The sequence below is a fragment of the Streptomyces sp. NPDC048419 genome (assembly GCF_043200415.1).
Taxonomy (GTDB): Bacteria; Actinomycetota; Actinomycetes; order Streptomycetales; family Streptomycetaceae; genus Streptomyces.
Window position 1 is genome coordinate 98,493 of record NZ_JBICXT010000014.1, and the last position, 25,190, is coordinate 123,682.

General features: G+C 70.2%; 26 protein-coding genes and 1 tRNA gene. 11 read left to right on the top strand and 16 right to left on the bottom strand.

The window, feature by feature from the left end:
• The first annotated feature begins 109 nt into the window (after window positions 1-109).
• Window positions 110-823, top strand: a complete 714-nt coding sequence (locus tag ACGFYN_RS27420; RefSeq protein ID WP_393868534.1) for a LuxR C-terminal-related transcriptional regulator — start codon at window positions 110-112, stop codon at window positions 821-823.
• An 18-nt stretch (window positions 824-841) separates the two neighbouring features.
• Here the strand turns inward: ACGFYN_RS27420 and ACGFYN_RS27425 are convergent, their stop codons facing one another.
• Entirely contained in the window at window positions 842-1,195 is a 354-nt protein-coding gene (locus ACGFYN_RS27425) for a hypothetical protein (RefSeq protein WP_393868535.1), read from the bottom strand.
• A gap of 29 nt (window positions 1,196-1,224) precedes the next feature.
• Complete coding sequence (locus ACGFYN_RS27430) at window positions 1,225-2,916, bottom strand: sodium:solute symporter family protein (protein ID WP_393868536.1); 1,692 nt, start codon at window positions 2,914-2,916, stop codon at window positions 1,225-1,227.
• 177 nt (window positions 2,917-3,093) lie between these two features.
• Here ACGFYN_RS27430 and galT point away from each other — a divergent pair, with 177 nt between their 5' ends.
• From galT to galK, 3 genes are read left to right on the top strand one after another with little or no spacing between them, the layout of a single operon-like run.
• Window positions 3,094-4,176: a galactose-1-phosphate uridylyltransferase gene (gene galT, locus ACGFYN_RS27435; protein WP_393868537.1), complete on the top strand. Its 1,083-nt coding sequence runs from the start codon at window positions 3,094-3,096 to the stop codon at window positions 4,174-4,176.
• Complete coding sequence (galE, locus tag ACGFYN_RS27440) at window positions 4,176-5,144, top strand: UDP-glucose 4-epimerase GalE (RefSeq protein ID WP_393868538.1); 969 nt, start codon at window positions 4,176-4,178, stop codon at window positions 5,142-5,144. Before galT ends, galE begins: the two co-directional genes overlap by 1 nt.
• Window positions 5,144-6,298: a galactokinase gene (gene galK / locus ACGFYN_RS27445; RefSeq protein ID WP_393868539.1), complete on the top strand. Its 1,155-nt coding sequence runs from the start codon at window positions 5,144-5,146 to the stop codon at window positions 6,296-6,298. Before galE ends, galK begins: the two co-directional genes overlap by 1 nt.
• Here the strand turns inward: galK and ACGFYN_RS27450 are convergent.
• On the bottom strand, window positions 6,291-6,734 hold the full coding sequence (locus tag ACGFYN_RS27450) for a GNAT family N-acetyltransferase (RefSeq protein WP_393868540.1): 444 nt from the start codon (window positions 6,732-6,734) through the stop codon (window positions 6,291-6,293). The genes galK and ACGFYN_RS27450 overlap by 8 nt on opposite strands.
• Window positions 6,735-7,038: 304 nt before the next feature.
• On the opposite strand from ACGFYN_RS27450, the gene ACGFYN_RS27455 reads away from it, so the two are divergent.
• Window positions 7,039-7,812, top strand: a complete 774-nt coding sequence (locus tag ACGFYN_RS27455) for a LuxR C-terminal-related transcriptional regulator (protein WP_393868541.1) — start codon at window positions 7,039-7,041, stop codon at window positions 7,810-7,812.
• Window positions 7,813-7,846: 34 nt separating this feature from the next.
• Here ACGFYN_RS27455 and tamR read toward each other — a convergent pair whose 3' ends face one another.
• Complete coding sequence (gene tamR / locus ACGFYN_RS27460; protein WP_030941878.1) at window positions 7,847-8,344, bottom strand: MarR family transcriptional regulator TamR; 498 nt, start codon at window positions 8,342-8,344, stop codon at window positions 7,847-7,849.
• 114 nt (window positions 8,345-8,458) lie between these two features.
• Here tamR and ACGFYN_RS27465 point away from each other — a divergent pair, with 114 nt between their 5' ends.
• The 3 genes from ACGFYN_RS27465 to ACGFYN_RS27475 all read left to right on the top strand — a co-directional run bounded on the left by ACGFYN_RS27465 (window position 8,459) and on the right by ACGFYN_RS27475 (window position 9,889).
• Window positions 8,459-9,274, top strand: a complete 816-nt coding sequence (locus tag ACGFYN_RS27465) for a trans-aconitate 2-methyltransferase (protein ID WP_393868542.1) — start codon at window positions 8,459-8,461, stop codon at window positions 9,272-9,274.
• Between the two features lie 4 nt (window positions 9,275-9,278).
• On the top strand, window positions 9,279-9,638 hold the full coding sequence (locus tag ACGFYN_RS27470) for a VOC family protein (protein WP_393868543.1): 360 nt from the start codon (window positions 9,279-9,281) through the stop codon (window positions 9,636-9,638).
• 77 nt (window positions 9,639-9,715) lie between these two features.
• Complete coding sequence (locus ACGFYN_RS27475) at window positions 9,716-9,889, top strand: CsbD family protein (RefSeq protein WP_393868544.1); 174 nt, start codon at window positions 9,716-9,718, stop codon at window positions 9,887-9,889.
• Between the two features lie 26 nt (window positions 9,890-9,915).
• On the opposite strand, the gene ACGFYN_RS27480 is transcribed toward ACGFYN_RS27475, so the two are convergent.
• The gene (locus ACGFYN_RS27480) at window positions 9,916-10,593 is read right to left on the bottom strand and encodes a TetR family transcriptional regulator (protein WP_393868545.1); all 678 of its coding nucleotides are present in this window, start codon (window positions 10,591-10,593) and stop codon (window positions 9,916-9,918) included.
• A complete protein-coding gene (locus ACGFYN_RS27485) occupies window positions 10,590-11,597 on the bottom strand; it encodes an acyl-CoA desaturase (protein ID WP_393868546.1) in 1,008 nt (335 codons plus the stop codon). Before ACGFYN_RS27485 ends, ACGFYN_RS27480 begins: the two co-directional genes overlap by 4 nt.
• Window positions 11,598-11,907: 310 nt before the next feature.
• Here ACGFYN_RS27485 and ppc point away from each other — a divergent pair, with 310 nt between their 5' ends.
• Entirely contained in the window at window positions 11,908-14,637 is a 2,730-nt protein-coding gene (ppc, locus tag ACGFYN_RS27490) for a phosphoenolpyruvate carboxylase (protein WP_393868547.1), read from the top strand.
• Window positions 14,638-14,703: 66 nt separating this feature from the next.
• Here ppc and ACGFYN_RS27495 read toward each other — a convergent pair whose 3' ends face one another.
• The 8 genes from ACGFYN_RS27495 to ACGFYN_RS27530 form a co-directional block, all read right to left on the bottom strand.
• Entirely contained in the window at window positions 14,704-15,405 is a 702-nt protein-coding gene (locus ACGFYN_RS27495) for an LPXTG cell wall anchor domain-containing protein (protein ID WP_393868548.1), read from the bottom strand.
• A gap of 136 nt (window positions 15,406-15,541) precedes the next feature.
• The gene (locus tag ACGFYN_RS27500) at window positions 15,542-16,057 is read right to left on the bottom strand and encodes a hypothetical protein (protein WP_393868549.1); all 516 of its coding nucleotides are present in this window, start codon (window positions 16,055-16,057) and stop codon (window positions 15,542-15,544) included.
• A gap of 42 nt (window positions 16,058-16,099) precedes the next feature.
• Window positions 16,100-16,702, bottom strand: coding sequence for an aminoacyl-tRNA hydrolase (gene pth / locus ACGFYN_RS27505; RefSeq protein WP_393868550.1), 603 nt, complete (start codon window positions 16,700-16,702; stop codon window positions 16,100-16,102).
• A 113-nt stretch (window positions 16,703-16,815) separates the two neighbouring features.
• The gene (locus ACGFYN_RS27510; RefSeq protein ID WP_393868551.1) at window positions 16,816-17,418 is read right to left on the bottom strand and encodes a 50S ribosomal protein L25/general stress protein Ctc; all 603 of its coding nucleotides are present in this window, start codon (window positions 17,416-17,418) and stop codon (window positions 16,816-16,818) included.
• 205 nt (window positions 17,419-17,623) lie between these two features.
• On the bottom strand, window positions 17,624-18,598 hold the full coding sequence (locus ACGFYN_RS27515) for a ribose-phosphate diphosphokinase (RefSeq protein WP_393868552.1): 975 nt from the start codon (window positions 18,596-18,598) through the stop codon (window positions 17,624-17,626).
• Between the two features lie 115 nt (window positions 18,599-18,713).
• Window positions 18,714-20,162 carry a bifunctional UDP-N-acetylglucosamine diphosphorylase/glucosamine-1-phosphate N-acetyltransferase GlmU gene (glmU, locus tag ACGFYN_RS27520; RefSeq protein ID WP_393868553.1) on the bottom strand — a complete coding sequence of 483 codons (1,449 nt, stop codon included), beginning with the start codon at window positions 20,160-20,162 and terminating at the stop codon, window positions 18,714-18,716.
• Window positions 20,163-20,274: 112 nt separating this feature from the next.
• Window positions 20,275-20,345, bottom strand: a tRNA-Gln gene (locus ACGFYN_RS27525).
• Between the two features lie 11 nt (window positions 20,346-20,356).
• Window positions 20,357-21,229 (bottom strand): hypothetical protein, encoded by an 873-nt coding sequence (locus ACGFYN_RS27530; RefSeq protein WP_393868554.1) that lies wholly within the window; start codon window positions 21,227-21,229, stop codon window positions 20,357-20,359.
• Between the two features lie 167 nt (window positions 21,230-21,396).
• Here ACGFYN_RS27530 and ACGFYN_RS27535 point away from each other — a divergent pair, with 167 nt between their 5' ends.
• Window positions 21,397-22,704: a sensor histidine kinase gene (locus ACGFYN_RS27535; RefSeq protein ID WP_393868555.1), complete on the top strand. Its 1,308-nt coding sequence runs from the start codon at window positions 21,397-21,399 to the stop codon at window positions 22,702-22,704.
• A 25-nt stretch (window positions 22,705-22,729) separates the two neighbouring features.
• Here the strand turns inward: ACGFYN_RS27535 and ACGFYN_RS27540 are convergent, their stop codons facing one another.
• Together ACGFYN_RS27540 and ACGFYN_RS27545 are read right to left on the bottom strand one after the other, a co-directional pair.
• Complete coding sequence (locus ACGFYN_RS27540) at window positions 22,730-23,224, bottom strand: SUKH-3 domain-containing protein (RefSeq protein ID WP_393868556.1); 495 nt, start codon at window positions 23,222-23,224, stop codon at window positions 22,730-22,732.
• Window positions 23,225-23,296: 72 nt separating this feature from the next.
• On the bottom strand, window positions 23,297-23,833 hold the full coding sequence (locus ACGFYN_RS27545; protein ID WP_393868557.1) for a YwqJ-related putative deaminase: 537 nt from the start codon (window positions 23,831-23,833) through the stop codon (window positions 23,297-23,299).
• 358 nt (window positions 23,834-24,191) lie between these two features.
• Between ACGFYN_RS27545 and ACGFYN_RS27550 the strand changes: the two genes are divergently transcribed.
• Window positions 24,192-25,190, top strand: a complete 999-nt coding sequence (locus ACGFYN_RS27550; protein WP_393868558.1) for an SMI1/KNR4 family protein — start codon at window positions 24,192-24,194, stop codon at window positions 25,188-25,190.

Consider the following 25,190-nt stretch of genomic DNA (forward strand, 5'->3'; position numbering starts at 1 on the left):
GGGCATGAAGAGCGGGGGAGCCGGGAGGGGGCTTCTCTCCGCGCGGACCGGTGGGCATCCATAGTGGGCATTCCATGGTGATCCATTGGGGGGACTGGGGGGTTGCTCGATGGGAGTGCGGCTGATGGTGGTCGACGACCACCGCCTGCTCGCCGAGGCACTGGCCTCGGCGCTGAAGCTGCGGGGGCACCGGGTGCTGGCCGCGGCGGCGCCCGCCGCGGGGGCGGCGGAGCTGGTGATCACGCGCGCACCGGAGGTGTGCCTGCTGGGTACGGCGACACCGGCCGAGCCGGGCATCTTCGACCCGGTGGTGAAGATCAAACGGGAGCGGCCGCAGGTGGCGGTGCTGGTGCTGGGCCCGGTACCGAGCCCGCGCGGCATCGCGGCGGCCTTCGCCTCGGGCGCCTCGGGCTACGTACGCCACGACGAGCGCATAGAGGGGGTCGAGCGCGCCATCATGAAGGCGCGGGCGGGTGAGGCGGCGGTGGCGCCGCAGCTGCTCCAGGGGGCCTTCAGCGAACTCCTCAACCCCGCGGCCCAGCCCGACGACGAGGGCCAGCGCCTGCTCCAGATGCTCACCCCGCGGGAGGTGGAGGTCCTGGTCCGGGTAGCCGACGGCGAGGACACCCGGCTGATCGCGGCCGGCATGGGCATCGCCCCCTCCACCGCCCGTACCCATGTCCAGCGGGTGCTGATGAAGCTGGGCGTCGGCTCGCGGCTGGAGGCGGCGGCCCTGGCGGCCCGGACGGGTCTGCTGGACAGAGCCGGTCCGGTGCCGCACTCGCCCCCGGCTCAGACGGAACCGGGGCCGCAGGCTTCGTAGCCTCCGGCCCCGTGGGCGTCATTCGGCCGGTGCGGCCGGCTCGTCGTCCGCTTCCGGCGCGGTGCCGGGAGTCGGGGGCGGCGTCGGCCGCAGCTTCAGCCAGGCGAGGAAGAAGATCCCGAGGATCAGCATGGCGATGCCGGTCCACAGGTTGATGTTGACGCCCTGGGCCTTGTCGATCGCGGCCTGGCCGTCGGTGATGCCGGTGATGGTGACGATGATCCCGTACAGCACGAACAGGCCGCCGATGATGCGGCGGAGGTCGAAGATGCGGGCCGCGGTCGCGGACTGCTCCTGCAGCTCGGTGACCTCGCGGTGGACGTCCTTCTCGGAGTATCCGGAGGATCCGGGGTTTCCGGACTGATCGGTCATGGTGGTTCGAACTCCTCAGTCGCAAGCCGTCAGATCGAGAACGGGATGTAGCAGGCGGCGGCGATGACGACCGCGCCCCAGCCCAGCAGGGCAGGCCTGCGGTACCAGGCGTCGTCGCCCTCGGCGGGCGGCTCGTCCATGCCGGGCGAGCGGGTGCCGTAGACGAGGCCCTGCAACTCCTCGGCCGGCTTCGGCGCGGTGAACAGGGACACGACGAACATCACGACCGCGCCGGCGACGAAGCCGACGATCGCGGAGACGAAGTTGGCGCCCTGGTCGGAGGGGATGTCGATGATGCCCTGCTTGTAGATCACGAAGTAGTTCACCATCGCGGCCACGGTGCCCGCGAGCAGGCCCCAGAAGCCGGACTTCACGGACGCGCGCTTCCAGAACATGCCGACGATGAAGACCACGAACATCGGCACGTTGAAGAAGGAGAACAGCGTCTGGAGGTAGCTCATGATGTTCGAGAACGACGACGCCAGGAAGGCCGTGCCGACCGAGGCGAAGACGCCGATCACCGTGATCAGGCGGCCGAAGCGGACGTAGTACGCGTCCTCGCGGCCCTTGACGATGTACCGGCCCCAGATGTCGTTGGTGAACACCGTGTTGAAGGACGACACGTTGGCCGCCATGCCCGCCATGAACGCGGCCAGCAGACCGGTCACCGCGATGCCGAGGACGCCGTTGGGCAGCAGCTCCTGCATCAGGTAGGGGATGGCGTCGTTGTACTGGTAACCGGACTTGGCGGTGCCGAAGCCCGGCACGAGCGCGGCGGCGACCAGGCCCGGGATCATCACCAGGAAGACGATGAAGATCTTCGGGTACGCGGCGATCAGCGGCGTGCGCTGGCCGGCGGAGAGGTTCTTCGCGGACAGGGCGCGCTGGACCTCGGCGAAGTTGGTGGTCCAGTAGCCGAAGGACAGCACGAAGCCCAGACCGAGCACGATCGTCAGCCAGTTGGCGCCGAGCGGGTTGCTGCTGCCGATGCCGGTGCCGCCCCACGCGGTGGTGAAGTTCGCCCCGTGCGTCGCGGTGAGCTTGTCGGTCAGACCGCCCCAGCCGCCGACCTTCTTCAGACCCAGCACCACGAGGGGGATGAGCGCCGCGAGGATCACGAAGAACTGCAGCACCTCGTTGTAGATCGCGGAGGAGAGGCCGCCGAGCGTGATGTACGCCAGCACGAAGGCGCCCGCGACCACGATCGCCACCCACTGCGGCCAGCCCAGCAGGGCCTCGACCACGATGGCGAGGGCGTACAGGTTCACACCGGCGATCAGAATCGCCGCGAAGGCGAACAGGATTGAACTCAGCAGGTGTGCCCACTTGTCGAAGCGCAGCAGCAGCATCTCGGGGACCGAGCGCACCTTGCTTCCGTAGTAGAAGGGCATCATGACCAGGCCGAGGAAGACCATGGCCGGGATGGCGCCGATCCAGTACCAGTGCACGGTGTAGGCGCCGTACTGCGCGCTGTTCGCGGCCATGCCCAGGATCTCGGTCGCGGCCAGGTTGGCCGAGATGAAGGCGAGACCGGTGATCCAGGCAGGGAGTGAGCGCCCGGAGAGGAAGAAGTCGAGACTGGTCTTCACGGATCTGCGGGCCGCGAAACCGATGCCCAGGACCACGGCGAAGTAGATGCCGAGGATCGTGTAGTCGAGCCCGTTGGTGGGGAGACGTAGCTCGGCGGCCAGCTGCATGGCTGGATGTGTGGGGGTTTGCATGAAAACTCGCTTCGTTGCGTGAAGTGATCCAGAGCGGAACCTACGCCTGCGTGTTCAGGAATTGAACACTTCTGTTGATGCTCTTTGTTGGATTGTGATGTTGACGGGTGTGGGTGCCCGTGTTCCAATGTGTTCGGTTATGTTTGATGATTGGGTGGCTCGAATAGGGAGTCCGCAGTGAAGAAGACCTCGACCCGCCTGGCCGACGGTCGCGAACTGATCTACTACGACCTGCGCGACGACCAGGTGCGCGACGCGGTGGACCGGCGCCCGCTGGAGCGGACCGTCACCACCTCCGAGATCCGCCGCGACCCGCTGCTCGGCGACGCCATCGCCGTGGCCTCGCACCGGCAGGGCCGCACCTACCACCCCCCGGCCGACGAGTGCCCGCTGTGCCCGTCCCGGGACGGCAGGCTGAGCGAGATCCCGGACTCGTCGTACGACGTGGTGGTCTTCGAGAACCGCTTCCCCTCCCTGGCCGGCGACTCGGGCCGCTGCGAGGTGGTCTGCTTCACCTCCGACCACAACGCGTCCTTCGCCGACCTGACCGAGGAGCAGGCGGCCCTGGTGCTGGAGGCGTGGACGGACCGGACGTCCGAGCTGTCGCATCTGGCCTCCGTGGAGCAGGTCTTCTGTTTCGAGAACCGGGGCGCGGAGATCGGCGTGACGCTGGGTCATCCGCACGGCCAGATCTACGCCTACCCCTTCACCACGCCCCGCACCGCCCTGATGCTGCGTTCGCTCGCGGCCCACAAGGAGGCGACCGGCGGCGAGAACCTCTTCGACACCGTCCTGGAGCGTGAACTCGCCGGCGAGCGGGTCGTCCTGGAGGGTGAACACTGGGTGGCCTTCGTGCCGTACGCCGCGCACTGGCCGTACGAGGTGCACCTGTACCCCAGGCGCCGGGTGCCGGACCTGCTGGCGCTCGACGAGGCGGCGCGCACAGAGTTCCCCAAGGTCTACCTGGAACTGTTGAGGCGCTTCGACCGGATCTTCGATGGGCGGGACGGTGGGAAAGAAGGGGGCGGTGAACCGCCCACGCCCTACATCTCGGCCTGGCACCAGGCCCCGTTCGGCGCGCTGGAGGACTTCGAGGGCGTCAACCGCGACGACTTCGCGCTCCACCTCGAGCTTTTCACCATCCGCCGAACCTCCGGCAAGCTGAAGTTCCTCGCGGGTTCCGAATCCGGCATGAGTGTGTTCATCAACGACGTGCCGCCGGAGCGCGCGGCCGAGCGACTGCGAGAGGTAGCGAGTTGATGAGCGGTAAGTACCTGGTGACGGGCGGAGCGGGTTACGTCGGCAGCGTGGTCGCCCGGCATCTGCTGGAGGCGGGCCACGAGGTCGTCGTGCTCGACAACCTCTCCACCGGCTTCCGGGAGGGGGTCCCGGCCGGTGCCGCCTTCATCGAGGGTGACATCCGCGACGCCGCCAAGTGGCTGGACGCCTCCTTCGACGCGGTCCTGCACTTCGCCGCGTTCTCGCAGGTCGGCGAGTCGGTCGTGAAGCCCGAGAAGTACTGGGACAACAACGTCGCCGGCACCATGGCGCTGCTCGGCGCGATGCGCGAAGCGGGCGTGCGCACCCTCGTCTTCTCCTCCACGGCGGCCACCTACGGCGAGCCGGAGGAGGTCCCGATCACCGAGTCGGCGCCCACGTCGCCGACCAATCCCTACGGCGCCTCGAAGCTCGCGGTGGACCACATGATCACCGGCGAGGCGGCGGCGCACGGCCTGGGCGCGGTCTCGCTGCGCTACTTCAACGTGGCGGGCGCGTACGGAAGGCAGGGCGAGCGCCACGACCCCGAGTCGCACCTGATCCCGCTGGTGCTCCAGGTGGCCCAGGGCCGGCGCGAGGCGATCTCCGTCTTCGGCGACGACTACCCGACGCCGGACGGCACCTGCGTGCGCGACTACATCCATGTCGCGGACCTCGCCGAGGCCCATCTGCTCGCGCTGAAGGCCGCCACCCCGGGCGAGCACCTCATCTGCAACCTGGGCAACGGCAACGGCTTCTCGGTCCGCGAGGTCGTCGAGACCGTCCGCCGGGTCACCGGCCACCCGATCCCGGAGGTCGTGGCCCCGCGCCGGGGCGGCGACCCGGCGGCCCTGGTGGCGTCGGCCGCCACCGCCCGCGAGAGGCTGGGCTGGAACCCCTCCCGTGCGGATCTCGCCGAAATCGTCGCGGACGCCTGGGAGTTCGCGCAGAGCATCGCAAGGGAGCACTAGTGGGGGCACAGCAGGTGCGGGACGGTTTCGAGGAGCTGTACGGGACCGCCCCCGAGGGGGTCTGGTCGGCGCCGGGACGGGTCAACCTCATCGGTGAGCACACCGACTACAACGACGGCTTCGTGATGCCCTTCGCGCTGCCGCACACGGCGGTCGCGGCCGTCTCGCGGCGCGAGGACGGCGTGCTGCGCCTGCACTCGGCGGACGTCGAGGGCGGGGTCGTCCAGCTGCGTGTGGAGGACCTCGCGCCGGAGAGCGACGACAACTGGACGGCGTACCCGGCGGGAGTCGTCTGGGCCCTGCGCGAGGCCGGCCACCCGGTCACCGGCGCCGACGTCCACCTCGCCTCGACGGTCCCGTCCGGTGCGGGCCTGTCGTCCTCGGCGGCCCTGGAGGTCGTGATCGCGCTGGCGCTGGACGACCTGTTCGCCCTGGACCTGCCGCGCTGGAAGCTGGCCCGCCTGTGCCAGCGCGCCGAGAACGTCTACGTCGGCGCCCCCACCGGGATCATGGACCAGACGGCCTCCGCCTGCTGCGAGCAGGGCCACGCCCTGTTCCTGGACACCCGGGACCTGTCGCAGCGGCAGATCCCGTTCGACCTGGCCGCGGAGGGCCTGCGGCTGCTGGTGGTGGACACCCGCGTCAAGCACGCCCACAGCGACGGCGAGTACGGCAAGCGCCGGGCGGGCTGCGAGCGGGGTGCGGCGCTGCTGGGCGTCGACGCGCTGCGGGACGTCCCCTACGACGGGCTGGACGCGGCGCTCGCGCGACTGGGCGACGACGAGGAGGCGGTCCGTCTGGTCCGGCACATCGTCACCGAGGACCAGCGGGTGGAGAAGACCGTCGCGCTGCTGCAGGCCGGCGAGACCCGGGCGATCGGGCCGGTCCTGGTGGCCGGCCACGCCTCGCTGCGCGACGACTTCCGCATCTCCTGCCCGGAGCTGGACCTGGTCGTCGACACCGCCCTGGCCTCCGGCGCCCTCGGCGCCCGGATGACCGGCGGCGGCTTCGGCGGCTCGGCCATCGTGCTGGCCGAGGTGTCCGACGTGGACACGATCACCAAGGCCGTCGAAGAGGCCTTCGCCGTGGCCGGCTTCAAGGCCCCGCGGGTCTTCGAGGCCGTGCCGTCGGCGGGCGCGCGCAGGCTCAGCTGAGCCGCTTGGTCAGGGTGTACTCGGTGATCCCCGGCGGATAGTCGGGGATCACGCACACCACGTCGTACCCCTGCTTCTTGTAGAACCCCGGCGCCTGGAAGTCCCAGGTCTCCAGCCGGCACGAGGTGCAGCCGCGCTCCCTGAGCGCGCGCTGTTCCGCCTCCGCGAGCAGCCGCGCACCGAGACCGGCGCCCCGGTGGCGCTCGTCCACCCACAGATAGGCCACGTGCAGCCACGTCGTCCAGGTGTGACCGACCAGCCCGGCCGCGAGAGCGCCGTCTTCGTCCAACACCCAGAGGTGGAGCGGAACTTCGCGTTCACCTGGGGTTCCGCGCAGGGCGCGCAGGACGGGCGAGGCCGCCGTGTTCGTCTCCAGCAACCGCCTTCGGAGAAGATCGCACCGGGTCTTGTCGACTTCTGTCTCCAGACGAAACATGTGGCTCACGATAAACGCGACGGCCAGCCAGTTCTGCAAATTACCTTCCGCTCCTGGCCCCCGGCCGTACCCTGATGAACAGCACCGGTGGGGGCCGGTGCCGATCAGGGGGCGAGACAGTCGGGTACGACGCCCGAAGTGGGGGTAGCAGATTCCGCACGGCGGCGGCCGTGCGGTGTGCAGATCCGGTCCCAGGCGGTCACCGACGGTCTGGGGTCACTTCGGGCGCCGTGCCTGCGCCCGTGTGGTCTCCTTCCGATGGGGTATCCCCTGCTCTTCAGAGAGCTTTGGGGAAGGGGGTTTCGTGGTTCGCATCCGAGTCCTGGTCGTGGACGACCATCGCATCTTCGCCGAATCGCTCGCCGCAGCTCTTGCGGCCGAGCCCGACGTGGACGTGTCCGCGGCCGGAAGTGGTCCCGCCGCGCTGCGTAGCCTGGAGCGCGCGGCGGCCGAGGGACGCCGGTTCGACGTCCTGCTCGTCGACTCCGACCTGGGCGGCAACGTACCGGGCATACGGCCGGCCGTGCCCGTGCAGGAGAACAACGAGGACGGGCTCGTCGACGGGATCTCGCTGGTGGCCGGTGTGCGCACCGCGCAGCAGGGCGTCCGGATCGTCGTGCTGGCCGAGAAGGACGATCCGCGCCGCGCCGCCCTCGCCCTGCAGGCCGGGGCCTCCGGCTGGGTGGCCAAGGACTGCTCGCTGTCCCGGCTGCTCAACGTCATCCGGGGCGTGCTGCGCGACGAGACGCATCTGCCGCCGGCCCTGCTGACGGGTGTCCTGCGGGAGCTGACCGCCGCCCGCAAGCACCGCACCGAGAGTGAGCGGCTGGTGGAGTCGCTCACCCCGAGGGAACGCGAGGTGCTGCGCTGCATGGTCGCGGGACTCGGCAGAAAGGCCGTCGCCGAGCGGCTGTTCCTCTCGCCCCACACCGTGCGCACGCACATGCAGAACGTCCTCGGGAAGCTGGGGGTCCACTCGACCCTCGCCGCCGTCGCGCTCGCCCGCCGGGCCGGGGTCGGACCCGTCGACCTGGGTCCTGTCGGGCGGATCATGCCGCAGGAGAGCAGCAGCGCCTGATCGGCACGGCCGAGCCCGTGACCCCGGCGGTCGCTCAGCCGGGGATGTTGTCGAACGGCGCGGTCAGCTGGCGCAGCAGACCGGCCAGTTCACCGCGCTGGGCCCGCGAGAGCTCGGCGAGGATCGCCCGCTCCTGGTCGAGCAGGCCGGCCAGGGCCTGATCAGCCCTGTCCCGGCCCTCGTCCGTCAGCCGCACCAGGACCCCGCGCCGGTCGCTGGGGTCGGGCAGCCGCTCGACCAGGCCCTTCTTCGCCAGGCGGTCGATGCGGTTCGTCATCGTGCCCGACGTGACCAATGTCTGCGTCAGCAACTGCCCCGGCGAGAGCTGGTACGGCGTGCCCGCGCGCCTGAGCGCCGTCAGCACGTCGAACTCCCAGGGCTCCAGGCTGTGCTCGGCGAAGGCCAGCCGGCGTGCCCGGTCCAGATGCCGGGCCAGTCTGCTCACCCGGCTGAGTACCTCGAGCGGTTCCACATCGAGGTCAGGGCGCTCCCGGCGCCACGCTGCGACCAGCCGATCGACCTCGTCCTCCATGGCGATCAGTGTAGTGGTTGTGTCGACGTGAAGTCTCTTGATATCAAGTCTCTTGATATCGAGGTAAATGCGGGGTGAGGCTGGGTACCAGTCCAGTACGCCGAGGAGGCCCCCATGCCCGTCGCCCCCACCTGGGACCCCACCCAGTACCTGCGTCACGCCGGCCACCGCGCCCGCCCCTTCGCCGACCTCCTCGCCCGCGTCCCGCGCCTGCCCGCCGGCCCGCCCCGCATCGCCGACCTCGGCTGCGGCCCCGGCAACGTCACCGTCCTCCTCGCCGAACGCTGGCCCACCGCGCACATCACCGGGTACGACAACTCGCCCGAGATGCTGGACAAGGCCGACACCGACCACGCCGGACCGACCCCCGGCGGCGGACGCCTCGACTTCGCCCCCGCCGACGTACGCACCTGGACGCCCGGGCAGCCGTACGGCCTCATCGTCAGCAACGCCACCCTGCAGTGGGTCCCCGGGCACGCCGAGCGGTTCGGGGAGTGGGTCGCGGGCCTGGCGCCCGGCGGCACCTTCGCCTTCCAGGTGCCCGGCAACTTCGGCGCCCCCAGCCACCGGCTGATGCGCGAACTCGCCGAGTCCGCCCGCTGGAAGGACCGCCTCGGCGGCCTGCTGCGCCACGGGGACGCCGTCCTCGCGCCGGAGGCCTACCTAGAGCGCCTGACCGCCCTCGGCTGCACGGCGGACGTGTGGGAGACGACCTACGTGCACCTGCTGCCCGGCGAGGACCCGGTGCTGGACTGGGTGAAGGGGACCGGCCTGCGCCCCGTCCTCACCGCCCTCGCCGACGACCCGGCGGCCCGGGAAGAGTTCCTCGGTGAGTACCGGGCGGCGCTGCGCGAGGCCTATCCCGCCACCGGGCACGGCACTGCTTTCCCCTTCCGCCGTATCTTCGCCGTCGCCCGCAAGGAGGCGTAGCCGAGTGATCACCGCCGTCGACCATGTCCAGCTGGCCGCGCCGCCCGGTTCCGAGGACCGGCTGCGGGCGTACTACGTCGACGTGCTCGGGATGACCGAGATCCCCAAGCCGCATGTGCTCGCGGCGCGGGGAGGGTGCTGGTTCCAGGCGGGCGCCGTCCAGCTGCACCTCGGGATCGAGGACGGCTTCCGGCCCGCGAAAAAGGCCCACCCGGGGCTGCGCGTCACCGGCATCGAGCGCTACGGCGCCCGGCTCAGGGCGCACGGGGCGCAGGTGGAGTGGGACGAGAACCTGCCGGGGTACCGGCGGTTCTACTCCAGCGACCCGGTGGGAAACCGGCTGGAATTCCTGGAGCGCCGCTGACCGCTGTTTGAGCGGCGGCCGGCGGGCAACCCGTCGAGGTGACCGACCGACGTCGAACCTCACGGGGAGTGAGTGACGTGGCGAAGGAAGAAAAGAGCAGGGCCAAGAAGGAACAGATGAAGGGCAAGGCCAAGGAAGCGATGGGCCGGATGGCCGGCAACGAGCGGATGACCGCCGAGGGCAAGGCCGACCAGATGAAGGGCGACGCACGCCAGGCCAAGGAGAAGGGCAAGGACACCTTCAAGCACTGAGCGCAGCACCACCCAGGGCGCCGGAGTCAGTACTTCCGGCGCCCTATCAGGTGCGGCTTCGCCTCCAGCCCGTCCAGTCCGTGCCAGGCCAGGTTCACCAGGTGTGCGGCGACCTCCGCCTTCTTCGGGCGGCGGACGTCCAGCCACCACTGGCCGGTCAGCGCGACCATGCCGACCAGCGCCTGGGCGTACAGCGGGGCGAGCTTTGAGTCGAAGCCGCGGTTCTTGAACTCGCGGCCCAGGATGTCCTCCACCTGGGTCGCGATGTCCGAGATCAGCGAGGCGAAGGAACCGGTCGACTGCGGGATGGGCGAGTCACGGACCAGGATGCGGAAGCCGTCCGTGTACTCCTCGATGTAGTCCAGGAGCGCGAAGGCCGCCTGCTCGCACAGCTCACGGGGATGGCCGGCCGTCAGCGAGCCGGTCACCATGTCCAGCAGGCGCCGCATCTCGCGGTCCACCACCACCGCGTACAGCCCCTCCTTGCCGCCGAAGTGCTCGTAGACCACCGGCTTGGAGACCCCGGCCTTGGCCGCGATCTCCTCCACCGAGGTGCCCTCGAAGCCCTTGGCGGCGAACAGGGTGCGGCCGATCTCGAGCAGCTGCTGGCGGCGCTCGGCCCCCGTCATCCGGGTGCGGCGCGCCCGCCGCGGCTTCTCATTGCTCGGGGTGCTGCTCGGATCGGTCGCCACGGCGTCAATCATGCCGCCTCGGCCGTCTCCTTCCGGCGCCCGGAGCCGTCTTCGCCGGAGTTACGGCGCGAATCGATACGTGAGCGTGACGGCCAGCGCACGTCGTACGCCCAGCCGAGCTGCTCGCACCAGCGGATGATGCGCGCCGAGGAGTCCAGCTGCCCGCGCTCCACACCGTGCCGCGCGGAGGTCGGGTCGGCGTGGTGCAGGTTGTGCCAGGACTCGCCGCAGGAGAGCACGGCCAGCCACCACACGTTGCCCGAGCGGTCGCGCGACTTGAAGGGGCGCTTGCCGACCGCGTGGCAGATCGAGTTGATCGACCAGGTCACGTGGTGCAGCAGCGCCACCCGGACGAGCGAGCCCCAGAAGAACCCCGTGACGGCGCCCCACCAGGACCAGGTGACCAGACCGCCGATCACGGCGGGCAGGGCGAGCGAGAGGATCGTCCAGTAGACGAACTGCCGGGAGATCGCGCGGATCGCCGGGTCCTTGACCAGATCCGGGGCGTACTTCTCCTGCGGCGTCTGCTCCTCGTTGAACATCCAGCCGATGTGCGCCCACCACAGGCCCTTCATCAGGGCCGGCAGGGTCTCACCGAATCGCCACGGAGAGTGCGGGTCGCCCTCCGCGTCGGAGAACTTGTGGTGCTTGCGGTGGTCGGCCACCCAGCGCACGATCGGGCCCTCCACGGCCAGCGAGCCCGCGATCGCCAGGGCGATCCTGAGCGGCCGCTTCGCCTTGAACGAGCCATGCGTGAAGTAGCGGTGGAAGCCGATCGTGATGCCGTGGCAGCCGATGTAGTAGAAGAGGACCAGCAGGCCGATGTCCAGCCAGCTCACGCCCCAGCCCCAGGCCAGCGGTACCGCGGCGACGAGTGCCAGGAACGGGACGACGATGAACAGCAGCAGGGCGATCTGCTCGATCGACCGCTTCTTCTCGCCGCCCAGGGTGGCGGAGGACTTGAGGGTGTCGGTCGCCTTCGGGGCGTCGTCGATCACATCGGAGCTCGTGGTCATGGGCGTCCCCTGTGGGGTCGAGGGTTGAGGCGGGTGCCGGGTCGGCTGTGGGTACCGTGCCCAGGTTCCGTTACAGCGGTCCCTACGGTTCCGTAACCTACGGCGTCGTAAGTATGGCAGCGAGTCGCCCGGCGGCAAGAGCCCGAAATACTGCGCGTCCGCATGGACACCTATCCTTGGAGTCGGTCGGACAGCGCGGTCCGCTCTGATTCCTTCCCGGATGTCAGGGCCGTATGCGGCGATGGCCGCGCGGCCCCCGGCGTCCGGGTTCCCCCCTGGACGAGCTTCAACACTGCAAGGAGCCGCACCTGTGAGCAGTGCCGACGACCAGACCACGACGACCAGCGAGCTGCGCGCCGACATCCGCCGGCTCGGAGATCTCCTCGGTGAGACCCTTGTCCGGCAGGAGGGCCCCGAGCTCCTCGACCTGGTCGAGAAGGTCCGCCGTCTCACCCGCGAGGACGGGGAGGCCGCCGCCGAACTGCTGCGCGGCACCGAACTGCAGACCGCGGCCAAGCTGGTCCGCGCCTTCTCCACCTACTTCCACCTGGCCAACGTCACCGAGCAGGTGCACCGCGGCATTGAACTGCGCGAGCGTCGCGCGGCCGAGGGCGGGCTGCTCGCCCGCACCGCCGACCGGCTCAAGGACGCCGACCCTGAGCACCTGCGCCAGACGGTCCGGCACCTCAACGTCCGGCCCGTCTTCACGGCGCACCCCACCGAGGCCGCGCGCCGTTCGGTCCTCAACAAGCTCCGGCGCATCGCGGCACTCCTGGAGACCCCGGTCATCGAGGCCGACCGCCGCCGCTACGACACCCGACTGGCCGAGAACATCGACCTCGTCTGGCAGACCGACGAGCTGCGCGTCGTGCGCCCCGAGCCCGCCGACGAGGCCCGCAACGCCATCTACTACCTCGACGAACTGCACGCCGGCGCCGTCGGCGACGTCCTGGAGGACCTGACCGCCGAGCTCGAGCGCGTCGGCGTCAGGCTCCCCGACGACACCCGCCCCCTCACCTTCGGCACCTGGATCGGCGGCGACCGCGACGGCAACCCGAACGTCACCCCCCAGGTCACCTGGGACGTCCTGATCCTCCAGCACGAGCACGGCATCAACGACGCCCTGGACCTGATCGACGAGCTGCGGCACTTCCTGTCGAACTCCATCCGCTACACCGGCGCCACCCAGGAACTCCTGGACTCCCTCCAGGACGACCTCGGGCGGCTGCCCGAGATCAGCCCCCGCTACAAGCGCCTGAACGCCGAGGAGCCCTACCGGCTCAAGGCCACCTGCATCCGGCAGAAGCTGGAGAACACCAAGCAGCGGCTGGCCAAGGGCATCCCGCACGCGGCCGGCCGCGACTACCTCGGCACGAACGAACTGCTGCAGGACCTCACCCTGATCCAGAGCTCCCTCCGGGAGCACCGCGGCGGGCTCTTCGCCGACGGCCGGATGAACCGCACCATCCGCACCCTGGCCGCCTTCGGCCTCCAGCTCGCCACCATGGACGTACGCGAGCACGCGGACGCCCACCACCACGCCCTCGGCCAGCTCTTCGACCGCCTCGGCGAGGAGTCCTGGCGCTACGCCGACATGCCCCGCGAGTACCGGGCCAAGCTCCTCGCCAAGGAGCTGCGCTCCCGCAGGCCGCTCGCGCCCACCCCGCCGCCCGTGGACGCGGCCGGTGAGAAGACCCTCGGCGTCTTCCAGACCGTCAAGCGGGCCCTGGAGGTCTTCGGACCCGAGGTCGTGGAGTCGTACATCATCTCCATGTGCCAGGGCGCCGACGACGTGTTCGCCGCGGCCGTCCTCGCCCGCGAGGCGGGCCTGCTCGACCTGCACGCCGGCTGGGCGAAGATCGGCATCGTGCCGCTGCTGGAGACCACCGACGAACTCAAGGCCGCCGACACGATCCTGGAGGACATGCTCTCCGACCCGTCCTACCGGCGCCTCGTCGCGCTCCGGGGCGACGTGCAGGAGGTCATGCTCGGCTACTCCGACTCCTCCAAGTTCGGCGGCATCACCACCTCCCAGTGGGAGATCCACCGCGCCCAGCGCCGGCTGCGCGACGTCGCGCACCGCTACGGCGTCCGGCTGCGCCTCTTCCACGGCCGCGGCGGCACCGTCGGCCGTGGCGGCGGCCCCTCCCACGACGCGATCCTCGCCCAGCCCTGGGGTACCCTGGAGGGCGAGATCAAGGTCACCGAGCAGGGCGAGGTCATCTCCGACAAGTACCTCGTGCCGTCGCTGGCCCGGGAGAACCTGGAGCTCACGGTCGCGGCCACGCTCCAGGCGTCCGCCCTGCACACCGCCCCCCGCCAGTCGGACGAGGCGCTGGCCCGCTGGGACGCGGCGATGGACGTCGTCTCCGACGCCGCGCACGCCGCGTACCGCGAGCTGGTGGAGGACCCGGACCTGCCGACGTACTTCCTCGCCTCGACGCCGGTGGACCAGCTCGCCGACCTGCACCTGGGCTCGCGGCCCTCCCGCCGCCCCGGCTCGGGTGTCTCGCTCGACGGCCTGCGCGCCATCCCGTGGGTCTTCGGCTGGACCCAGTCCCGGCAGATCGTCCCGGGCTGGTTCGGCGTGGGATCAGGTCTGAAGGCGTTGCGCGAGGCGGGTCTGGACACCGTGCTCGACGAGATGCACGAACAGTGGCACTTCTTCCGCAACTTCATCTCCAACGTCGAGATGACGCTCGCCAAGACCGACCTGCGCATCGCCGCGCACTACGTCGACACCCTCGTCCCCGACGAGCTCAAGCACGTCTTCGAGACCATCAGGGCCGAGCACGAGCTGACCGTGCGCGAGGTGCTGAGGGTGACCGGGGAGGACGAACTCCTCGACGCCGCCCCGGTGCTGAAGCAGACCTTCACCATCCGCGACGCCTACCTGGACCCGATCTCCTACCTCCAGGTGACGCTCCTCAAGCGCCAGCGCGACGCCGCGGCCGCCGGGGAGGAGCCCGACCCGCTGCTCTCCCGCGCCCTGCTCCTGACGGTCAACGGCGTGGCGGCCGGCCTGCGCAACACCGGCTGAGAGCCCACCACATGGGGGTGCCCCCGAGCTCCGTACGAGCTCGGGGGCACCCTTTTCCCGTCAGCTTCAGGCCCGGCGCCGCCGCGCCACCAGGTAGCCGCCGCCCGCCACGAGCGTGGCCGCGAGACCCGAGAGCAGGGCCACCGGCGCGCTGTTGCCGGTCTCGGCGAGATCGCCCGAACCGCTGCCGCCCTGAGCCGACGGCGACGAGGACGCGGCCGGCGCCTCACCGGCCGACTCGCTCGGGGAGGCCGCGGGCGAAGAAGTCTCCGCGGCCGGCGAGGACGACTCGGAGCCGGGCGCCGACGACTCGGGCGCCGACGGCGTGGTCGTCGTACCGCCGCCACCGCCCTGCGAGTCACCGCAGTCCGTCCAGAACACCTTGTGCTTGGCGGCGCCCTTCTCGCCGTCGAAGTTCCAGAACAGCTTGTAGTGGCCGTCGGGCAGCGACAGGTCCTGCGTGCGGCCGTTGCCCTCGGTGTCGAGGGTGATGGCGCCGGTCTTCACCGTCTCGCCCTTGCTGTGGGCGGTCGGGGCCCAGGCCTCGATGTGCCAGTCGACATGCTGGACACCGTCGAAGCCGAAGGCGTCCAGATAGAAGGTGCAGACGTGCGGCTCGTTGCGCCGCAGCTCGTCGCCGGTCTTCGCGTCGTGGATCTTCACCGTCCCGTTGTCACCATGGGCGGTGGCATGAGCGGCGACCGGGGCGCAGAGCAGGGTGGCGGTAGCGACGGCGGACAGTGCGCCGGCGCGGATGAGGGTACGCATGGGGCAGTTCCATCTTCGAGTTACGGACGGGAAGATGTGGAGGGGGCGGCTCAGCATCCAGCCACCACTGACCCAGGGTCAATCACGAACGGGCAACGCTCTGTTCACGCACGGGAGACGTGCGGGACGAAAGCCGTCAGAGGACCGCAAACGCTGCCGTGAGCAGCGCCGCTCCCGAGAGCGCCAGCACCCACGCCGCCCGTGTCCGCCGCAGCCCGCCCGCCACGACCACCGACGCGAGCAGCAGCGCTCCGCCCATCGGCACCCACGCGTACAGGACCCCGGCCGGGCCCGACCGGACCACCTCGTCGCCGCCGGGCTTCATCACCACCGAGTAGGTCTGCCCCTTGCGCACCGCGACCGTCTTCTCGATGACGACCCGGTCCGGGCCGGGTGGGCCCGCAGAGGCCGGCGTGAACGGGCCGGTGCAGGTGTCGTCACCGCACCGCGTCACCTCGATCGTGCCGTGCTCCCGCCCCTTGGTGAGCATCACGTACGGAGCGGTCCGCCACGAGGCCCACACACCAGCGATCAGGATCAGCGCCGCGACCGTACCCATCGCCGCGATCCGCCCGAACCGCAGCGCGGCGACCGAGGCCTGGCGGGAGACCTGTCGGGAGGAGCTGGCTGTGGCGGGCATGGCCGGGATCATTGGCCATGCCCCTGCGAACGGTCAACTCAGCTGGGCGACAAGTCAGGAGTTGTACGTGCTTTGTGCCCGCTCCAGCCCCTCGATGACCAGACACTCCACGGCGTCCGCGGCCCGGTCCACGAGGTAGTCCAGCTCCTTGCGCTCCGCCGCCGAGAAGTCCTTCAGCACGAAGTCCGCCACCTGCATCCGCCCCGGCGGCCGCCCGATGCCGAACCGCACCCGGTGGTAGTCCGCGCTCATCACCTTCGTCATGGACTTCAGGCCGTTGTGCCCGTTGTCCCCGCCGCCGAGCTTCAGCCGCAGGGTGCCGTAGTCGATGTCCAGCTCGTCGTGCACCGCCACGATGTTCGCCACCGGGACCTTGTAGAAGTCCCGCAGCGCGTTCACCGGCCCGCCCGACAGATTCATGTACGACATCGGCTTGGCGAGGATCACCCGCCGGTTCGCCGGCCCGGGTGGCCCGATCCGCCCCTCGACGACCTGCGCCTGCGCCTTGCCCGCCCGCTTGAATTTCCCCCCGATCCGCTCGGCCAGCAGATCGGCCACCATGAACCCGACGTTGTGCCGGTTCGCGGCGTACTCGGGCCCGGGATTGCCCAGACCGACGACCAGCCAGGGGCCGCCCACGGGGGTGCTCACGTCCATGTCTCCTTGCTGTGCCTTTCCGGGGGCAGACCCCGGACCCCCAAGCAGCCAGCCGCCGCCCCGGCCGTGAACGACCGGGAACAGCGGCTGACCAACGATGGAACAGGTGAGGATCAGGCCTCGGCGACAGCCTCGCCGGCCTCTTCGCCTTCCTCGCCCTCCGCGGCCTCCTCGGCCTGCGCGGCCAGGACCTGAAGGACGACGGTGTCGTCCTCGACGGCCAGCTTGGTACCGGACGGCAGCGTGATGTCCTTGGCGAGGATGGAGGCACCGGCCTCCAGGCCCTCGACGGAGACGGAGACCGACTCGGGGATGTGCGTGGCCTCGGCCTCGACCGGCAGCGCGTTCAGGACGTGCTCGAGCAGGTAGCCGCCCGGGGCCAGCTCGCCCTCGGCGTGGACCGGGATCTCGACCGTGACGGTCTCGCCGCGCTTGACCAGCTGCAGGTCGACGTGCTCCAGGAAGCCCTTGATCGGGTCACGCTGCACGGACTTCGGGATCGCCAGCTCGTTGGTCTTGCCGTCGATGTCCAGCGAGATCAGGACGTTCGGCGTGCGCAGCGCCAACAGCAGGTCGTGGCCCGGGAGGGTCAGGTGCAGCGGGTCGGAGCCGTGGCCGTACAGGACCCCGGGGACCTTGCTGTCACGACGGATACGACGGGCGGCACCCTTGCCGAACTCGGTGCGCGTCTCGGCGGTGAGCTTCACCTCGGACATGATCACTCCTCGTAGAAAATTCAGGAACGGACGTGGTCACCCGGCCACGAACGGCCTGCTACGAAGAGCGCGTCGATAACGGACAGCCGTACTTCGCAGAAACGAGTACGGCCTCCCTCGCCGAGCAACTGGGGCAGTCTACTCGGCAGGGGAGGCCGCAGAAAAATCGATCATGCAGAAGCGTTCAACCGCGTGCGGCGGTGGCTCACTGCTCGTCGAACAGGCTCGTCACCGAACCGTCCTCGAACACCTCGCGCACCGCGCTCGCGATCGTCGGCGCGATCGACAGCACCGTGATCTTGTCGAGCTCCAGCTCGCTCGCCGTCGGCAGCGTGTTCGTGAACACGAACTCGCTCACCTTCGAGTTCTTCAGCCGGTCCGCCGCCGGACCCGACAGCACGCCGTGCGTCGCCGTCACGATGACATCCTCCGCGCCGTGCGCGAACAGCGCGTCCGCCGCCGCGCAGATCGTGCCGCCCGTGTCGATCATGTCGTCGACCAGGACACACACCCGGCCCTTCACCTCACCGACCACCTCGTGCACGGTGACCTGGTTGGCGACGTCCTTGTCCCGGCGCTTGTGCACGATCGCCAGCGGCGCGCCCAGACGGTCGCACCAGCGGTCCGCGACCCGCACCCGGCCCGCGTCCGGGGAGACCACCGTCAGCTTGTTCCGGTCGACCTTCGCCCCCACGTAGTCCGCGAGCAGCGGCAGCGCGAAGAGGTGGTCCACCGGGCCGTCGAAGAAGCCCTGGATCTGGTCCGTGTGCAGATCCACCGTCAGGATCCGGTCCGCGCCCGCGCACTTCATCAGGTCCGCGACCAGACGCGCCGAAATCGGTTCACGGCCACGGTGCTTCTTGTCCTGCCGCGCGTAACCGTAGAACGGCACGATGACCGTGATGGAGCGGGCCGACGCGCGCTTCAGCGCGTCGATCATGATCAGCTGCTCCATGATCCACTTGTTGATCGGAGCCGTGTGGCTCTGGATCAGGAAGCAGTCCGCACCACGCGCCGACTCCTGATAACGCACATAGATCTCGCCGTTCGCGAAGTCGAAGGCCTTCGTCGGGACGACCCCGACACCCAGCTGGTGGGCGATGTCCTCGGCAAGCTCGGGGTGGGCGCGGCCGGAGAAGAACATCATCTTCTTCTCGCCGGTCGTCTTGATCCCGGTCACAGCACTGTCTCCTCAGAGGTTTTCAGCTGGGGGGCGGTTCGAGGTGTCTCAGCTGGTGGCGGTACGGGTGTGTGCAGATATCACGGTACGCCGTGTTTGACGCACCCGAATCCGGTCAGTCTTCGCTCTCGTCCTGCCGGGAGGCCGCCTCGGCGGCCTTCGCCGCGGCGCTCCCCGGGCGCTTACGAGCCACCCAGCCCTCGATATTCCGTTGCTGGCCACGGGCCACGGCCAGCGAACCGGGCGGCACGTCCTTCGTGATCACGGACCCGGCGGCGGTGTACGAGCCGTCCCCGACCGTGACGGGAGCCACAAACATGTTGTCCGAACCCGTACGGCAATGCGACCCCACCGTCGTGTGGTGCTTCTCCTGCCCGTCGTAGTTCACGAACACGCTGGCGGCACCGATGTTGGTGTACTCGCCGATCGTCGCGTCACCGACGTAGGACAGGTGCGGCACCTTCGTCCCCTCGCCGATGGCGGCGTTCTTCGTCTCGACGTACGTACCCACCTTGGACTTCGCGCCGAGCCGGGTGCCGGGCCGGAGATAGGCGAACGGACCCACGGTCGCGTCCGGGCCCACATGGGCGCCGTCGGCCACAGTGTTGTCCACGCGGGCGCCCGCCTCGACCCGGGTGTCCTTCAGGCGGCTGTTGGGGCCGACCTCCGCGCCCTCGCCCAGGTGCGTGGCGCCGTGCAGCTGGGTTCCCGGGTGGACGACCGCGTCCTGCTCGAAGGTGACGGTGACGTCGACCCACGTGGTCGCCGGGTCGACGACCGTGACGCCGGCGAGCATGGCGCGGGTGAGCAGCCGGTCGTTCAGGATCCGCCGGGCCTCGCTCAGCTGCACCCGGTTGTTGATCCCGGCGATCTCGCGGTGGTCGACGGCGACGGAGGCCCCGACGCGGTGTCCGGCCTCGCGCAGGATCCCGAGGACGTCGGTGAGGTACTCCTCGCCCTGGCTGTTGTCCGTGCGGACCTTCTTGAGCGCGTCGGCGAGCAGCTGCCCGTCGAAGGCGAAGACACCGGAGTTGATCTCACGGATGGCGCGCTGCGTCGTCGTCGCGTCCTTGTGCTCGACGATCTCGGTGACGGCACCCGTGTTCTCGTCGCGCACGATGCGGCCGTAGCCGGTGGCGTCCGGGACCTCGGCGCTCAGCACGGTGACGGCGTTGCCGTCCGAGGAGTGCGTGGCCGCGAGCTTCTGGAGGGTCTCGCTGGTGAGAAGAGGGGTGTCGCCGCACACGACGACCACGATTCCGTCGACGCCGCCGCCGAGTTCGTCGAGTGCGATGCGTACGGCGTGACCGGTGCCGTTCTGCTCCGCCTGGACGGCGGTGCGTACGGCGGGGTCGATCTCGGCGAGGTGGGCGCCGACCTTCTCGCGCGCGTGCCCGACCACGACGACGAGGTTCTCGGGCTCCAACTCACGTGCGGCGGCGAGCACATGGCCCACCAGGCTGCGTCCGCAGAGCTCGTGCAGGACCTTGGGTGTGGCCGATTTCATACGGGTGCCCTCACCCGCTGCGAGAACGACGACGGCTGCCGGGCGAATGGCGCTCACGGGGTTGCCCTTCGGCTTTGGACGGGTGGGGACATCCGCAGGATACCGGGGCGTTTCGCGGGGGACATGGGAGTGGGCCCTGACAGTGCTGTCAGGGCCCAGTGCTGCTGAGCTCCCGGGGAAGGAATCGAACCCTCATTCAATGGACCAAAACCATTTGTCCTGCCTTTAGACGACCCGGGAAGGTCTGTGCGCTACATCCGATTTGATTGATCGGCTTCACGCACGGACAACACTATGCCGTACCAGGACCCTTCGATGCGACGGTACAAGTCGGCGCCCTTCAGGACTTTGACCACCAGGCAGCCGCGGTAGGAGTCGCCCACGTTCTTGCGGACGGTCCTGGGGTTGTGCCTCTTGAGGGTCGTCTTGTTGAACGCGGACTGGTCGGCGCCGACGAGTTCGGCCCAGTACTTCTCCGCCGCTGCCACGTCCGCGTTCTCGTGGATCATGACGTTGAATCGGAGCCGCTCGGGCTCGATGCCCAGGAGGCCGAGCCATGCGAGGTAGACCTGGATCATGCTCGGGTCGCTGTTGACGAAGACCACGCTCTCGCGCCGGTCGTACGGCTTGTCCTTGCCGCCCTCCGCCCAGTAGAGACCGACGCCCACCAGGAACAGCTCACGGGGTGTCAAGTCGCCGATCGCCTGCTCGGCGGCCTCCTTGGTCTGTCGGCGCTCCTCGTCGCGGATCCGCAGTTTCGCCTCCCAGCCTCGCCTGGCGATCGCCGCCGCCTCCTCGGGGCTGCGCTCGCGCTCCGGCTTCGGCAGATCCCGTACCCACAGTGAGATCGAGCTCTTCGAGCAGCCCAGCTCGACCTGGATCTGGTCGTACGTCCAGCCCTGTAGCCGTAGCTCCCGTGCCCGGTCCCTCAGGTCGTCCTTCGCGTTCGGCCGCTTCGTCCATTCCGGAGGGGGCTCGCCCTCCAGGAGGCGGTTGAGGATGTCGTTGTTGTCGACGTGCAGGCGGTCGCGGATCTGGCGGCGGCTGAGGCCCGCGCGCCGCAGCGCGACCGCCCGCTCCCTCAGTCCCTCGAAGTCGCTGTATTTGTTCGGTGAATGTGCCATGGGCATACCGTCCGGGCGGAATGTGATCTTCCGGGGTCGAACAGTGGGTGAATCAGCAGTTCGAGGGAAAGCGGGTCGTTTCGTGCACGGTCGGTCACGCAGTGTGGTGTAGGCCAGTCGCGGAAACTCGCCGGAAAACGGGGCGCCGCCGCCCGTAGGCTGGAGCCATGACCACGACGGGGGAAGAGCACGCCGCGGGCCGGAAGGGGCCGTGGTGGTGGGCCAGGTGGCGTAGTGCGGCATTGGACGTCGGTCTTGCGCTGGCGTCCGCGGTGGAGTGTGCCTTCGAAGGGGTCCGGTTCGCGCGGGACGCGGGCGTCCCCGTGGCCGCGGGCATCGTCTTCGGGGTGCTCGCCGGCTCGGCGCTGGTCGTCCGGCGGCAGTGGCCGATAGCCGTCGTACTCGTCTCGATCGCCATCACTCCGGCCCAGATGGGCTATCTGATGGGCATCGTCGGCCTGTACACGCTCGCCGCGTCCGAGATGCCGCGCCGGATCATCGCCTCCCTGGCGGGGATGTCGCTCGTCGGCATGCTCATCGTGATGTTCGTGCGGGTGCGGCAGGACATGGCGCGGGGGACCTGGGATCTCGGCGACTGGTTCGTGCCGTTCGCCGCCATCACCACCGCCATCGGGATGACCGCGCCGCCCCTCCTGCTCGGCCTGTACGTGGGCGCGCGGCGCCGGCTGATGGAGAGTCTGCGGGAGCGCGCGGACAGCCTTGAGCGGGAGTTGCAGCTGCTCGCCGAGCGGGCGGAGGAGCGGGCCGAGTGGGCGCGGGGCGAGGAACGGACCCGCATCGCGCGGGAGATGCACGACGTGGTCGCGCACCGGGTGAGCCTGATGGTGGTGCACGCCGCCGCGCTGCAGGCCGTCGCCCGCAAGGATCCGGAGAAGGCCGTGAAGAACGCCGCTCTGGTCGGGGACATGGGGCGGCAGGCGCTGACCGAGCTGCGGGAGATGCTCGGGGTGCTGCGCAGCGGTGACAAGGTGCGCCGGACCGAGCAGGCGGTGCCGCTGGTGGCGGTGGGGGTCGCCGCGGCGGTGGCGGCGGAGCGGGCCGCGGATGAGGGGGACGGGCCGTGCCTGTCAGAGCTGGAGGAGCTGGTCGGGCAGTCGGCGGCCGCGGGGATGGTCGTGGATCTGTCGGTCGAGGGGGACACGCGGCTGTACGCGGCGGAGATCGAGCAGACGGCGTTCCGCGTGGTGCAGGAGGCGCTGACGAACGTCCACAAGCATGCGGCCGGGGCGAAGACGCATGTGCGGCTGGCGCACCGGGTGTCGGAGATCGCGATGCAGGTGGAGAACGAGCCGCCGCCCGAGGTGTCGTCGGCGTCCTCGGCCCGGCTGCCGTCGGGGGGCAACGGCCTGGTGGGGATGAAGGAGCGGGTCGCCGCGCTGGGGGGCGTGTTCGTGTCGGGGCCGACGGACGCGGGGGGTTTCCGGGTGTCCGCGGTGATCCCGGCCGACGCCTAGTTCCCGGCGCCCGCCCCGCGGTGTCTCAGCCCGCGGTGAGCCGTACGGGGTCGACGCCCGAGACGAGGCTCGCGAGGGCCTGGTCGATGTCGGGGCCGAGGTACCAGTCGCCCGTGTGATCGAGGGCGTAGACGCGGCCTTCGGCGTCGACGGCGACGAGGGACTGGTGGTCGGTCTCGGTGCCGAGAGGGCTGACCTCGGTGTCGAGGGCGCGGCCGAGGTCGGCGAGGGTGCGGGCCATGTGCAGGCCGTGCAGGGGATCGAAGTGCAGTGCGGTGGGGGCGACCTGGCGGCCGGGTCCGGTGGGCGCGATGTGGAGGCCGCCGAACTCGGCCCAGGCCTCGACGGCGGCGGGGAAGACGGCGTGCCGGTGGCCCGCCGGTGAGGAGTGCTCGCGCAGGGTGTCGGCCCAGATCTCGGCCTGCTTTATGTCCCAGCGCCCGGGCTGCCAGCCGGCGGCGCGCAGGGCGGCGTCGACGGGTACGGGAAAGCGCGTGGAGGAGGTGCGGTCGGGGTGCATCTGCCCTTCGATCGTCGAGGTGCTGAGGTCGTGCCCGGCCCGGGGGCCGTCCTGACGGTCCGTGTCCGGGGGTCAGTCCTCCGCCGCGGTGGGGTCGACGACGCGGACGCCGAAGTGGGCGCTGAGCGCGGTGCAGGCGCGGCAGGGGGCGGCGAAGCCGCCGTGCAGGGGGTCGCCGTCCTCGCGGATCCGGCGGGTGGTGAGTTTGGCCTGCTTGAGGGCTTTGCGGGCCTCGCCGTTGGTCATGGGCTTGCGGGCGGCGCGCTTGCTGCGGGCGGCGTCGGCGGAGGCTATGTGGCGGGAGATGAGGATCGTCTCGGCGCAGCGGCCGGTGAAGCGGTCGCGCTGGGCGCTGGTGAGCGTGTCCAGGAAGTCCTGGACGAGGGGGTGCAGGGGCGGCGGCCGGTCGCCGCGGGCGGCGGTTCCGGTGAGGGTGGCGCCGCGCACGGAGAGGGCGGCGGCGACCGTGGGGAGTATGCCGTCACGTCTGTGTCGCAGGGCGGGGGCATGCGGGGTTTCGGTGGCGCTCCAGCCGATGCGGGGGTCGCCGGAGGTGCCGGTGTGCGGCGCGGTGTCCGGTCCCGTCTGCGTCACGTTCATGATCGTCATCCCCTCCCGAGCTTCCCCCGGACGTCACAGAGTGCCAAATCCCGTGGCTGGTGCGGAAGCTGGGGCCGCGCGACACGCCAGGGTTTGGGCAGGCTGTCACGGTGGGGTGACGGCAGGTCACGGAAGCGGAGGGCGGCTGACCGGTGCCCGGTGACCGGTGCGGTCGTACCGCATAGGCTGTCGGCACCGCGGTCCATGCGGTCGGTGCGTGGTGACACACGCGGTGGCGCGTGGTGACAGGCGCGGTGACGGTCGAGACGCCAAGTCGAGACGGACGAGACAGTCGATACGGGGCGTGGTGGACGGCGTGGAGCCGGCTGCTGCGCGTCGTACCAGAGTGCCGCAGGGGGCAACCGCCATGACGACAGGTCGGCTCGGGCAGGAAGCCGCGCCGCCGAACGCGGCCTATGCCGGGCAGGTCGTGCATTTCCCGGATCCGGTGCGGGCCGCACGTCACCCGAGAGGGGTACGCGTCGACGAGCGCGGCTACCCCTCCTTCTCGGCCTATGCGCGTGCCGCTGCGGAGATCGCGGAGCCGCCGGAGGGTTTCGGGGTCGACGAACTGCGGCTGACGGACTACGTGTCGGCGAACGCGGCGCTCGCGGCGACCGGCCACGAGTTGTGGGACACGGTGCCCGCGGTGGCGACGCCGCACGGCTGGACGTGGCATCACGTGGCGGGTTCGCGGCGGCTGGAGCTGGTGCCGGTCGAGGTGAAGGCGCTGCTGCGCCACCACGGCGGGATAGCGACGTCGCACGTCGACCAGAACAAGCGGGGCACGCGGCCGTTGCAGGAGACCCGGCCGGCGCACTTCGGGCTGCCGAAGTCCGGGGTGGCGGTGACGGAGGCCCAGGTGCAGCAGGTCGAGGAGGACCTCGGCTACCGGCTGCCCGGCGCCTACCGCTCGTTCCTGAAGGCGGCGGGCGGCAGCGCCCCGGTGGGCGCGGCGCTCGACGCCGAGCTGGGGCTGCTGATCGACCAGCCGTTCTTCACGGTGCGGGAGGAGGCGGCCGTCAACGACCTCGTCTACGTCAACAAGTGCCTGCGCGACCATCTGACCAAGGACTATCTGGGCGTCGGTTTCGTCCAGGGCGGTCTGCTCGCCGTGAAGGTGAAGGGCGAGCGGGTCGGTTCCATGTGGTTCTGCGCCTACGACGACGCCCGCGACGCCGATCCCTCGTGGGCGCCGGCGGACCGTGTGGAGCGGCTGCTGCTGCCGTGCGGTGACGACTTCGACCAGTTCCTGTCGCGGCTCGCGGGCAATCCGCCGGAGCTGGAGACGGTGGCGAATCTGATGGTCGACGGCGGGTTCGCGCGTTCTGTTCCGGTGTCTTCCGACTCTTCGGTGGGGGAGTGA

What these genes read in the sequence shown, in the direction of transcription:
- ACGFYN_RS27420 (WP_393868534.1), top strand. Translation starts at nt 110, where the DNA reads ATGGGAGTGCGGCTGATGGTGGTCGACGACCACCGCCTGCTCGCCGAG.
- ACGFYN_RS27425 (WP_393868535.1), bottom strand. Translation starts at nt 1,195, where the DNA reads ATGACCGATCAGTCCGGAAACCCCGGATCCTCCGGATACTCCGAGAAG.
- ACGFYN_RS27430 (WP_393868536.1), bottom strand. Translation starts at nt 2,916, where the DNA reads ATGCAAACCCCCACACATCCAGCCATGCAGCTGGCCGCCGAGCTACGT.
- galE (WP_393868538.1), top strand. Translation starts at nt 4,176, where the DNA reads ATGAGCGGTAAGTACCTGGTGACGGGCGGAGCGGGTTACGTCGGCAGC.
- ACGFYN_RS27450 (WP_393868540.1), bottom strand. Translation starts at nt 6,734, where the DNA reads ATGTTTCGTCTGGAGACAGAAGTCGACAAGACCCGGTGCGATCTTCTC.
- tamR (WP_030941878.1), bottom strand. Translation starts at nt 8,344, where the DNA reads ATGGAGGACGAGGTCGATCGGCTGGTCGCAGCGTGGCGCCGGGAGCGC.
- ACGFYN_RS27465 (WP_393868542.1), top strand. Translation starts at nt 8,459, where the DNA reads ATGCCCGTCGCCCCCACCTGGGACCCCACCCAGTACCTGCGTCACGCC.
- ACGFYN_RS27480 (WP_393868545.1), bottom strand. Translation starts at nt 10,593, where the DNA reads ATGATTGACGCCGTGGCGACCGATCCGAGCAGCACCCCGAGCAATGAG.
- ACGFYN_RS27485 (WP_393868546.1), bottom strand. Translation starts at nt 11,597, where the DNA reads ATGACCACGAGCTCCGATGTGATCGACGACGCCCCGAAGGCGACCGAC.
- ACGFYN_RS27495 (WP_393868548.1), bottom strand. Translation starts at nt 15,405, where the DNA reads ATGCGTACCCTCATCCGCGCCGGCGCACTGTCCGCCGTCGCTACCGCC.
- ACGFYN_RS27500 (WP_393868549.1), bottom strand. Translation starts at nt 16,057, where the DNA reads ATGATCCCGGCCATGCCCGCCACAGCCAGCTCCTCCCGACAGGTCTCC.
- pth (WP_393868550.1), bottom strand. Translation starts at nt 16,702, where the DNA reads ATGGACGTGAGCACCCCCGTGGGCGGCCCCTGGCTGGTCGTCGGTCTG.
- ACGFYN_RS27510 (WP_393868551.1), bottom strand. Translation starts at nt 17,418, where the DNA reads ATGTCCGAGGTGAAGCTCACCGCCGAGACGCGCACCGAGTTCGGCAAG.
- ACGFYN_RS27530 (WP_393868554.1), bottom strand. Translation starts at nt 21,229, where the DNA reads ATGGCACATTCACCGAACAAATACAGCGACTTCGAGGGACTGAGGGAG.
- ACGFYN_RS27535 (WP_393868555.1), top strand. Translation starts at nt 21,397, where the DNA reads ATGACCACGACGGGGGAAGAGCACGCCGCGGGCCGGAAGGGGCCGTGG.
- ACGFYN_RS27540 (WP_393868556.1), bottom strand. Translation starts at nt 23,224, where the DNA reads ATGCACCCCGACCGCACCTCCTCCACGCGCTTTCCCGTACCCGTCGAC.
- ACGFYN_RS27545 (WP_393868557.1), bottom strand. Translation starts at nt 23,833, where the DNA reads ATGACGATCATGAACGTGACGCAGACGGGACCGGACACCGCGCCGCAC.
- ACGFYN_RS27550 (WP_393868558.1), top strand. Translation starts at nt 24,192, where the DNA reads ATGACGACAGGTCGGCTCGGGCAGGAAGCCGCGCCGCCGAACGCGGCC.